At 71.7% G+C, this 9,946-nt stretch carries 8 protein-coding genes and 1 other RNA gene; 8 read left to right on the top strand and 1 reads right to left on the bottom strand.

The annotated features are described in order from the left end of the window. The 6 genes from KS423_RS28200 to KS423_RS28175 all read left to right on the top strand — a co-directional run. The coding region (locus tag KS423_RS28200; RefSeq protein WP_224282588.1) for a S41 family peptidase at positions 1-959 on the top strand (959 nt) is incomplete at its 5' end. A 44-nt stretch (positions 960-1,003) separates the two neighbouring features. Continuing rightward, positions 1,004-1,480 carry an SsrA-binding protein SmpB gene (smpB, locus tag KS423_RS28195; RefSeq protein WP_224282587.1) on the top strand — a complete coding sequence of 159 codons (477 nt, stop codon included), beginning with the start codon at positions 1,004-1,006 and terminating at the stop codon, positions 1,478-1,480. An 86-nt stretch (positions 1,481-1,566) separates the two neighbouring features. Beyond that, positions 1,567-1,948, top strand: a transfer-messenger RNA (tmRNA) gene (gene ssrA, locus KS423_RS28190). A 151-nt stretch (positions 1,949-2,099) separates the two neighbouring features. Beyond that, positions 2,100-4,403, top strand: a complete 2,304-nt coding sequence (locus tag KS423_RS28185) for a UvrD-helicase domain-containing protein (RefSeq protein WP_224282586.1) — start codon at positions 2,100-2,102, stop codon at positions 4,401-4,403. A 351-nt stretch (positions 4,404-4,754) separates the two neighbouring features. After that, a complete protein-coding gene (locus tag KS423_RS28180; protein ID WP_224282585.1) occupies positions 4,755-6,227 on the top strand; it encodes an NAD-dependent malic enzyme in 1,473 nt (490 codons plus the stop codon). Between the two features lie 508 nt (positions 6,228-6,735). Then, the gene (locus KS423_RS28175; protein WP_030242980.1) at positions 6,736-7,020 is read left to right on the top strand and encodes an HU family DNA-binding protein; all 285 of its coding nucleotides are present in this window, start codon (positions 6,736-6,738) and stop codon (positions 7,018-7,020) included. Between the two features lie 73 nt (positions 7,021-7,093). Here KS423_RS28175 and murA read toward each other — a convergent pair whose 3' ends face one another. Beyond that, positions 7,094-8,434 carry a UDP-N-acetylglucosamine 1-carboxyvinyltransferase gene (murA, locus tag KS423_RS28170; RefSeq protein ID WP_224282584.1) on the bottom strand — a complete coding sequence of 447 codons (1,341 nt, stop codon included), beginning with the start codon at positions 8,432-8,434 and terminating at the stop codon, positions 7,094-7,096. A gap of 305 nt (positions 8,435-8,739) precedes the next feature. On the opposite strand from murA, the gene KS423_RS28165 reads away from it, so the two are divergent. Both KS423_RS28165 and KS423_RS28160 read left to right on the top strand, forming a co-directional pair. Continuing rightward, entirely contained in the window at positions 8,740-9,324 is a 585-nt protein-coding gene (locus tag KS423_RS28165; protein WP_224282583.1) for a YqgE/AlgH family protein, read from the top strand. Between the two features lie 62 nt (positions 9,325-9,386). Further along, positions 9,387-9,665: a DUF3039 domain-containing protein gene (locus tag KS423_RS28160; RefSeq protein WP_224282582.1), complete on the top strand. Its 279-nt coding sequence runs from the start codon at positions 9,387-9,389 to the stop codon at positions 9,663-9,665. Positions 9,666-9,946: the final 281 nt, after the last annotated feature.

Genomic DNA, 9,946 nt, shown 5'->3' with positions numbered 1-9,946 from the left:
CCCTGTCCGAGCAGCAGGCCGAGCACCTGCTGGCGGCCGGCGGCGACCGCTGGGGCGCGTACTACAGCGCCCAGGAGTACGCGGAGTTCAGCCAGGGCCTGGACGGCCGGTACCCGGGCGTCGGCCTCTCGGTCGGCCGCGGCCAGGACGGCGTCACCGAGGTCTCCCAGGTCGCGCCGGGCGGCCCGGCCGCCGCGGCCGGGATCACCCCCGGCGACCGGCTCGTACGGATCGGCCAGGACCAGGCCGACCACCTGCCGGTCACCGAGGTGGTCGCGCGGCTGCGCGGCCAGGGCGAGGAGCGCCGGGCCGGCTCCGAGGTCACGCTGACCGTCCGGCGCGGCGAGGGCGAGGAGCGCGAACTGCGGCTGCGGCGCGTGCTGCTGGACAGCCGGCAGGTCACCGCGGAACAACTAGGCAAGGGCGTGCTGCGGGTGACCGTGCGCGCCTTCACCAGCGGCGTGGCCGACCAGGTGCGCGCCGCGCTGCGCACCCCGCACACCGGCGTGGTGCTCGACCTGCGCGGCAACTCCGGCGGGTTGGTCGACGAGGCGGCCGGCACCGCCGGGATCTTCCTGGACGGCGGAACGGTCGGCTCGTACCAGGAGCGCGGCGAGACCAGGGAGTTGACCGCCCCGCCCGGCGGCGACCAGCGCACCCCGCTGGTGCTGCTGGTGGACGGCGGCACGATGAGCGCCGCCGAACTGCTCGCCGGCGCCCTCCAGGACCGCAGCCGCGCCCTGGTGGTGGGCTCGCGGACCTTCGGCAAGGGCACCGTCCAGCAGCCCAGCCGGCTCGCCGACGGCGCCGTGCTGGAACTGACCGTCGGCCGCTACTACACCCCGGCCGGCCGCTCCCCGGACGGCACCGGCCTCACCCCCGACGTCCCGGCCGACTCGGGCGAGGCGGCCGACGAGCTCGCCCTGCGGGTCCTCGCGGGACTCGGCACCCGCGCCTAAAGCAGCTGCCCGATCCGGCGTCGAAGTGCGAGAATGGCCGCGCTATGGCAAAGGAAACCGGACAGAAGCTGATCGCGCAGAACAAGAAGGCGCGACACGAGTACACGATCCTCGACACCTACGAGTGCGGCCTCGTACTCACCGGCACCGAGGTCAAGTCGCTGCGTGAGGGGCGGGCCAACCTGGTCGACGGCTACGCCTACATCCAGAACCACGAGGCCTGGATCGACAACGTCTTCATCCCCGAGTACACCCAGGGGACGTGGACCAACCACGCGGCCCGGCGCAAGCGCAAGCTGCTGCTGCACAAGCTGGAGATCCGCAAGATCGAGACCAAGGTCCGCGACGCGGGTCACACCCTGGTCCCGCTCTCGCTGTACTTCAAGGACGGCCGGGTGAAGCTCGAACTGGCGCTCGCGGTCGGCAAGAAGCTCTACGACAAGCGCCAGACGCTGCGCGAGAAGCAGGACACCCGCGAGACGGCCCGTGCGGTGGCGGCGGCCCGCCGACGCCAGCGTTAATCCGCTGGACCCTCGCCCGTCGCCTCGCGTACTATGGCGCAAGCAACACGGACGATCACCGTCCGAGCTGTTTCTCAACAAAACATGGGGATGATCGGTTTCGACAGGGGATGTTGAAACAGGGGAAGCGAGCCGAGGAACGCGGCAATGATCTCGTTAACCACGTGTCGCAAAAAAATAATCGCCAACTCTAAGCGCGATTCCCAGCAGTTCGCTCTCGCTGCCTAATAAGCACCGATAGCGCTTGGGTGTCAGACCGGGGGGTTCCCGACCCGGACCCTGGCATAATCTAGGGAACTCAACCGTCCGCCCGGGCTGCGGGGGCGGATGGGAAATCAAACAGCAGCTGGGCCTGTTGGCGGCTTGTCCGTGTGACCGCCAGGGCCGAGAAAAGCACAGCGGACTGCGCTCGGAGAAGCCCTGAATTGACTCCACTGGACCCGGGTTCGATTCCCGGCATCTCCACCACCCCATGTTCACACCGAAGGCCGTCCACCGCTCCGCGGAGGGCGGCCTTCGACTTTTGTCCGTTCCGGAGCAGCGCAGCCCCGGGGTCGCGGCGTAGGATCATCCGTCCGCTCGTTTTCCGGAGCCGGATTCCGCCGCAACCACCGAGGCCATGCAGAGCAACACGCCCACCACCCCCGCCACCGACCACGAGACCGTCCGCGCGCGCGAGATCGCCGGTGAGCAGCAGCACCTCGACACCGTCTACCACCGGTTGGAGGAGAAGCTCGCCGAAGCCGAGTACATCCTGGAGGACGCCGCCAAGCGGGTCCAGGTCGGCACCCCCGGCGCGCTCGCCGAACGCGACGCCCAGGTCTACCGGGCCGGCGCCCACCTCCAGCGACTGAACAGCGAGTTCGAGGACTTCCTGTTCGGCCGGATCGACCTCCAGCGGGCGGACGCCCCGGAGGAGCACGGCATCCCGTCGAACACCCCGCTCGACCCGGCCGACCCGGCCGTCGCCGAGACCCTCCACATCGGCCGGCTGGGCGTGCTGGACGCCGAGTACGGCCCGCTGGTGATCGACTGGCGCGCGCCCGCCGCCGCCCCGTTCTACCGCGCCACCCCGGTCGAGCCGGGTCGGGTGATCCGCCGCCGGGTGATCCGCTCCAAGGGCCGCAAGGTGATCGGCGTCGAGGACGACCTGCTGCGTCCGGACCTCACCCCGACCCTGGACGGCGAGGAGCTGGCCGTGGTCGGCGACGGCGCGCTGATGGCCTCGCTGGGCCGCGCCCGCAGCCACTCGATGCGCGACATCGTCTCCTCCATCCAGAAGGAGCAGGACGAGGTGATCCGCGCCGCCGCCGCGGGCGCCACCCTGGTCACCGGCGGCCCCGGCACCGGCAAGACCGCCGTCGCCCTGCACCGCGCCGCCTACCTGCTCTACCAGGACCGCCGCCGCTACGCCGGGGGCATCCTGGTGGTCTCGCCGACCCCGCTGCTGGTCTCCTACACCGAGGGCGTGCTGCCCGCGCTGGGCGAGGAGGGCCAGGTCGCCATCCGGGCGGTCGGCTCGCTGGTGGACGGCATCGAGGCGGGCACCTACGACACCCCCCAGGCGGCCCGGGTCAAGGGCTCGGGCCGGATGGTGCAACTGCTGCGCCGGGCCGCCCGCGCGGCACTGGAGCTGGGCGCGCCGCAGGAGCTGAAGGTGGTCGCCCGCGGCGAGGTGCTGAAGCTGGACGCCGGCCGGCTGAAGGCCGTGCGCGGCAACGTGGTGGGCTCCGGCGGCACCCCGCTGAACCTGCTGCGCCCGCGGGCCCGCAGGCTGCTGCTGGACGCCCTGTGGCAGCAGGCCACCAGGCACCTGCCGAAGCCCGCGGACCACTACGCCCGCGAGCAGCGCCAGGAGGAGAAGGAGTCCTTCGACGAGTACGTCTCGGACGAGGCGTCGTTCCTGGACTTCCTGGACGCCTGGTGGCCGGTGCTGACCCCGCGCCGGGTGCTCGGCACGCTGCGGCAGCACCGGCACACCAACCGGATCGCCCGCCGCGCCGTCACCCCGGACGAGGCCAGGCTGCTGGCCGCCTCCTGGCGCCACCTGTCCGCGGTGGGCGAGGGCGCGCTGTCCGCGCACGACGTCGCGCTGATCGACGAGCTCCAGGTGCTGCTCGGCGAGCCGGCCCGCCCGAAGGTCCGCGAGGTGGACGCGGTGGACCTGCTGAGCGGCCTGGACGAGGTCACCACCTTCGCCGACCGCAGCGCCCGCCAGCGCGACCGCCAGCCGGCCGAGCGCAGGGAGTACGCGCACGTCATCGTGGACGAGGCGCAGGACCTCACCCCGATGCAGTGGCGGATGATCGGCCGCCGGTCCCGGATGGCCACCTGGACGATCGTCGGCGACCCGGCGCAGTCCTCCTGGCCGTTCCCGCAGGAGGCCCAGGCGGCGCTGGACGAGGTGCTCGCCGGCAAGCCGCGCCGCCGCTTCACGCTGACCGTGAACTACCGCAACCCGGCCGAGATCGCCGAGGTCGCGGCCAAGGTGCTGGCGCTGGCCGCGCCGGGCACCCCGTCGCCGAGCGCGGTGCGCCACGTCGGCGTGGAGCCGCGTTTCGCGGCCGTCACCGACCCCTCGCCGGAGGCCTTCGGCGCGGCCGCCCGGGTCGAGCTGGAGCGGCTGCTGGCCGAGGTGGACGGCACCGTGGCGATCGTGGTGCCGATGGACCGCCGGGACGAGGCGGCCGGCTGGGCCGAGGGCCTGGGCGGGCGCGTGGTGGCGCTGGGCAGCCTGGAGGCCAAGGGCCTGGAGTACGACGCGACCGTGGTGGCCGACCCGACCGGCATCGCCGGAGAGTCGGAGGCGGGGCTGCGGGTGCTGTACGTGGCGCTGACCCGTGCGACCCAGCGGCTGACCGTGCTCTCCGGCCCGGACGACCTGCCGGACGCGGCCGGCGTGCCGGCACTGCTGCACGGCTGACGGCCCCTACGGAAGAAGGCCCCTCACCGCTCGGTGAGGGGCCTTCAGACGTTGATGACACCGACCCGCCATGCTCGCCTCGCGGCAAGTGGTCCCTCGAAGGGACGAAGGTTGGGCCCGGGGGCTTGGATCGAGCCGGTGTCTCGTCCAATGTAACGCATCGGCCGGGAGAGGCAAGGAGTGAGCGGCGGGATACCGGCGGCAGTCGGGTGGGATTGTCGGGTCCGCACACTCAATGAACGTTATTTCTGGCTGCCCCTTGGAAGGTGCGACGATCGAGGTCTAGCATGCGCAGGCGATGCCTTCAACAAAATGTTGAGCCTGCGGGACAGACGGAAGAAGGAAGCGTCGATGGCGACGGTGCCCAGTGTCTCCAACTCGATCACGGTACGGCTGGAGGTCCCGGCCCGGGGCAACGCCGTCAGTGCGATCACCACGGCCGTGGAGTCCTCCGGCGGGTCGGTGACCGGTCTCGACGTCACCGCCTCCGGCCTGGAGGCGCTGCGGATCGACGTCACGGTGGCGGCCGCCTCGGTCGCGCACGGCGAGGAGATCGTCGAGAAGCTGCGCACGATCGACGGCGTGTCGATCGGAAAGGTCTCGGACCGCACCTTCCTGATGCACCTCGGCGGCAAGATCGAGATGTCCTCGAAGCTGCCGATCCGCAACCGTGACGACCTCAGCATGATCTACACCCCGGGTGTCGCCCGGGTCTGCATGGCGATCGCGGAGAACCCGGAGGACGCCCGCCGCCTGACCATCAAGCGCAACAGCGTCGCCGTGGTCACCGACGGCTCGGCGGTGCTGGGCCTGGGCAACATCGGCCCGGAGGCCGCGCTGCCGGTCATGGAGGGCAAGGCGGCCCTGTTCAAGCGCTTCGCCGGGATCGACGCCTGGCCGATCTGCCTGGACACCCAGGACACCGACGAGATCGTCGCCATCGTCAGGGCGATCGCCCCGGGCTTCGCCGGGATCAACCTGGAGGACATCTCCGCGCCGCGCTGCTTCGAGATCGAGGCCCGGCTGCGCGAGGCCCTGGACATCCCGGTCTTCCACGACGACCAGCACGGCACCGCGATCGTGGTGCTGGCCGCCCTCACCAACGCGCTGAAGGTGGTCGGCAAGGAGATCGGCGACATCCGCGTGGTGATGTCGGGCGCCGGCGCCGCGGGCACCGCGATCCTCAAGCTGCTGATGGCGGCCGGCGTCGAGCACGCCACCGTGGCGGACGTGCAGGGCGTGGTCCACCTGGGCCGCGGGGACCTCAACGAGAACCTGCGCTGGATCGCCGAGCACACCAACCGCTCGGGCCGCACCGGCAGCCTCAAGGAGGCCGTGGCGGGCGCCGACGTCTTCATCGGCGTCTCGGCCCCGAACGTCCTGGACGGCGACGACCTGGCCACCATGGCGCAGGACGCGATCGTCTTCGCGCTGGCCAACCCGGACCCGGAGGTCGACCCGGCCGTCGCCCGGCAGACCGCCGCCGTGGTCGCCACCGGCCGAAGCGACTTCCCGAACCAGATCAACAACGTGCTGGTCTTCCCGGGCGTCTTCCGCGGCCTGCTGGACGCCCAGAGCCGCACCGTCAACACCGAGATGATGATCGCCGCCGCCCGGGCGCTGGCCACCACCGTGGCCGACGACGAGCTGAACGCGAACTACATCATCCCGAGCGTGTTCCACAAGGACGTCGCCAAGACCGTCGCCTCGGCGGTGCGCGAGGCGGCCCTGGCGGGGGCCCAGGAGGCCCCCGCGCCGGCCCGTCCGACCCCGGGTATCGTCGGCACCCTCGACACCGCCGCGTTCCCCACCGTCAAGCTCTGACGGCCGGACGGGGCGACGTGTCGCAGATCGCTCAAATGTGCGAATAGCGGTCATGCCCGCCCAGCCCGCCCCGAACCCTTGCGACACAAGGGCGAGGGGCGTGTTTGGGCTTGTCAGTCGTAGGGCGTACCGTAGCCCTGCACGGGGCAGGCGTGTCCGACAAGTACGGAACGTCCCCCTGGTCTTCCGGCGTGTCGTCCCGACCGCCGCCCGCGCCCGGTCCGCCGGAGCCGACGGAGCGTCATACCTCCAACGGGCGGGCGATGTTCGGGTGGCTCGGCCGGGGCCCGATTGGCTTTCTCGGGGCCGGTCGGGGCAGGATTCGTATCCAGGCGGGCGGGTGGGCCTTCGACGGCTCCGGCGCGCGGCATCGGGTACGGACCCGGCCTGCGACCACGCATTGCCTGCATGAGCACAGTGTGCGGACCTGCGGCCCATCCGGGTGCCCCCCGGTGGGAGCACCGATGGGCCCCCGCGCACCGCAAGCGAACAGACCACAGGAGTACACATGAACCGCAGTGAGCTGGTGGCCGCGCTGTCCGAGCGCGCCGAGGTGACCCGCAAGGACGCCGACGCCGTTCTGGCCGCCTTCGCCGAGATCGTCGGCGAGGTCGTCGCCAAGGGCGACGAGAAGGTCACCATCCCCGGTTTCCTGACCTTCGAGCGCACCCACCGCGCTGCCCGCACCGCCCGCAACCCGCAGACCGGCGAGCCGATCCAGATCGCCGCGGGCTACAGCGCCAAGGTGAGCGCCGGCTCCAAGCTGAAGGAAGCCGCCAAGGGCGCTGCCTGAGCCACCCCTTGAACGCCCGAGAGGCCGGGCTCCCCGCTGGGGAGCCCGGCCTCTCGCCGTCGTGACCGGACCGTCAGGCGTCGACCAGCTGCTCGCTGGGCAGCTCGACGTGGGCGCCCAGGTCGCGCAGCTTGTCCATGAAGTTCTCGTAGCCGCGGTTGATCAGGTCGATGCCGTGCACGGTCGAGGTGCCCTCGGCCGCCAGCGCCGCGATCAGGTACGAGAAGCCGCCGCGCAGGTCCGGGATGACCAGCTCGGAGCCGATCAGCTTGGACGGGCCGGAGACGACCGCGGAGTGCAGGAAGTTGCGGGCGCCGAAGCGGCACGGGGTGGCGCCCAGGCACTCGCGGTAGAGCTGGATGTGCGCGCCCATCTGGTTCAGCGCGCCGGTGAAGCCGAGCCGCGACTCGTACACCGTCTCGTGGATGATGGACAGGCCGGTGGCCTGGGTCAGCGCGACCACCAGCGGCTGCTGCCAGTCGGTCTGGAAGCCCGGGTGCACGTCGGTCTCCAGGGCGATCGCCTTGAGCTCGCCGCCCGGGTGCCAGAAGCGGATGCCCTCGTCGTCCACCTCGAAGGCGCCGCCGACCTTCCGGAAGGTGTTCAGGAAGGTCATCATCTCCAGCTGGCGGGCGCCGCGGACGTAGATGTCGCCCTTGGTGGCGAGCGCCGCGCAGGCCCAGGAGGCGGCCTCCAGGCGGTCCGGCAGCGCGCGGTGGTTGTAGCCGTTCAGCTCGTCCACGCCGGTGATCAGGATGGTCCGGTCGGTGCCCAGCGTGATGATCGCGCCCATCTTCTGCAGGACGCAGATCAGGTCGACGATCTCCGGCTCGATGGCCGCGTTGCGCAGCTCGGTGACGCCCTCGGCGAGCACCGCGGTGAGCAGCACCTGCTCGGTCGCGCCGACCGAGGGGTAGGGCAGCTCGATCCTGGTGCCGCGCAGGCGCTGCGGCGCGACCAGGTAGGTGCCCTGCGGGTGCTTCTCGATGGTGGCGCCGAACTGGCGCAGCACCTCGAAGTGGAAGTCGACCGGGCGGCCGCCGATGTCGCAGCCGCCCAGGCCGGGGATGAAGGCGTGGCCGAGGCGGTGCAGCAGCGGGCCGCAGAACAGGATCGGGATCCGCGAGGAGCCGGCGTGCGCGTCGATGTCGGCGACGTTGGCGCTCTCGACGTGCGAGGGGTCGAGGATCAGCTCGCCGTCCTCGTCGCCGGCGCGCACGGTCACGCCGTGCAGCTGCAGCAGGCCGCGGACCACCTTGACGTCGCGGATGTCCGGGACGTTGCGCAGTCTGCTGGGGCCCTGGCCGAGGAGGGCGGCGACCATGGCCTTGGGTACCAGGTTCTTCGCACCGCGGACGCGGATCTCGCCTTCGAGCGGGTTTCCGCCATGGACCAGCAGGACGTCGTCGGTCATCGTTCTCGCAATCCGGGGTGCCAGAGGAGTCGGGGGGAGTGGGCTCCGGGAGAGAGCCGGTGGTGGGCCGGTCGTACGGGCGCGTTCGGGCCCCCGGCGAAACCGAGTCGGCACCGTATAAGGGCGTCCACCAGACGTAGATGGTAGTAGGCGTGCGGTCGGTTCCCGTGAGCCTCTCCCGTGATGGTGCTCTCTCGGGGCCCGTACCCGCTTCCCCGGTACGGCCGTACGGGTGTTCGTCCGGCGTGGCGGGTTTCCTGGCGTTGCGGTGTCCGAGCGGTGCCGTTCTGCGGGATCATGTGGGCATGACGGCGGCCCATTCCAACGGAGGCCGGTCCCACACCGGCCGTCTGCTCGTCGCGACGCCCCTGCTCACCGACCCGAACTTCGCGCGGGCGGTGGTGCTGCTCCTCGACCACGACGCCGAGGGGGCGCTCGGCGTGGTCCTCAACCGGCCGACGCCGGTCGAGGTGGGCAGTGTGCTGGACGGCTGGAACAGACTCGTCGGGCAGCCGGCCGTGGTGTTCCAGGGCGGCCCGGTGGCGCTGGACTCGGCGCTCGGCCTCGCGGTGGCGCCGGGGGAGCCGGGCGCCGGCGAGCCGCTCGGCTGGCGCCGGGTGCACGGTGCGATCGGCCTGGTCGACCTGGAGGCGCCGCCCGAGGTGCTGGCCGGCGAGCTGGGCAGCCTGCGGATCTTCGCCGGGTACGCCGGCTGGTCGCCGGGGCAGCTGGAGACCGAGCTGGAGAGCGGCGCCTGGTACCTGGTGGACTGCGAGCCCGGGGACGTCTCCAGCCCCGAGCCGGAGCGGCTGTGGCGCTCGGTGCTGCGCCGCCAGCGCGGTCCGCTCGCCCTGCTGGCGACCTACCCGGACGACCCGACGATGAACTGAGCCACCGGCCCGGCGGCGCGACACTGGCCGGGTTTCCGGAGGCGCCCATAGACTTGGCACCCATGAGCACTCTTGAGCCCGAGCGCGGCCTCGGCACCGGCACCCTGGTCGAGCCCGTCCCGCAGGTGTCCAACGGGGACGGCGACCACGAGCGCTTCGCGCACTACGTCCAGAAGGACAAGATCATGGAGAGCGCGCTCTCCGGGTCTCCCGTGGTGGCGCTCTGCGGCAAGGTGTGGGTGCCCGGGCGCGACCCGAAGAAGTACCCGGTCTGTCCGATGTGCAAGGAGATCTACGACGGCATCGGCAAGCCGCAGGGCGGCGACGGCGACAACAAGTAGTCCGCGGCGCCCCGCGCAACACCGTTTTGCGCGGCGCCCCGCACAACGCCGTTTTGCATAGCACCCGGTTTCCCCGGTGGTCTATGCCAATCGTCCGGGGCGTGGGCAGGATGTCGGAATGGACCTCATTCCCGCACCTTCGAGTGCCGTGCGCCGCCCGGACGAGGACTATCCGCTCGATGCCGCCACCACGCTGACCGCACCCCCCGCGCTGGCCGACGCCGAGCGCTGGCTGCGGGCCGCGCTGACCGCCGCCACCGGGCTGCCGCTCGGCCCGGGCC

This window comes from Streptomyces sp. LS1784, assembly GCF_020103755.1.
Lineage (GTDB): Bacteria > Actinomycetota > Actinomycetes > Streptomycetales > Streptomycetaceae > Kitasatospora.
This window is presented reverse-complemented; position numbering and strand designations above follow the sequence as displayed.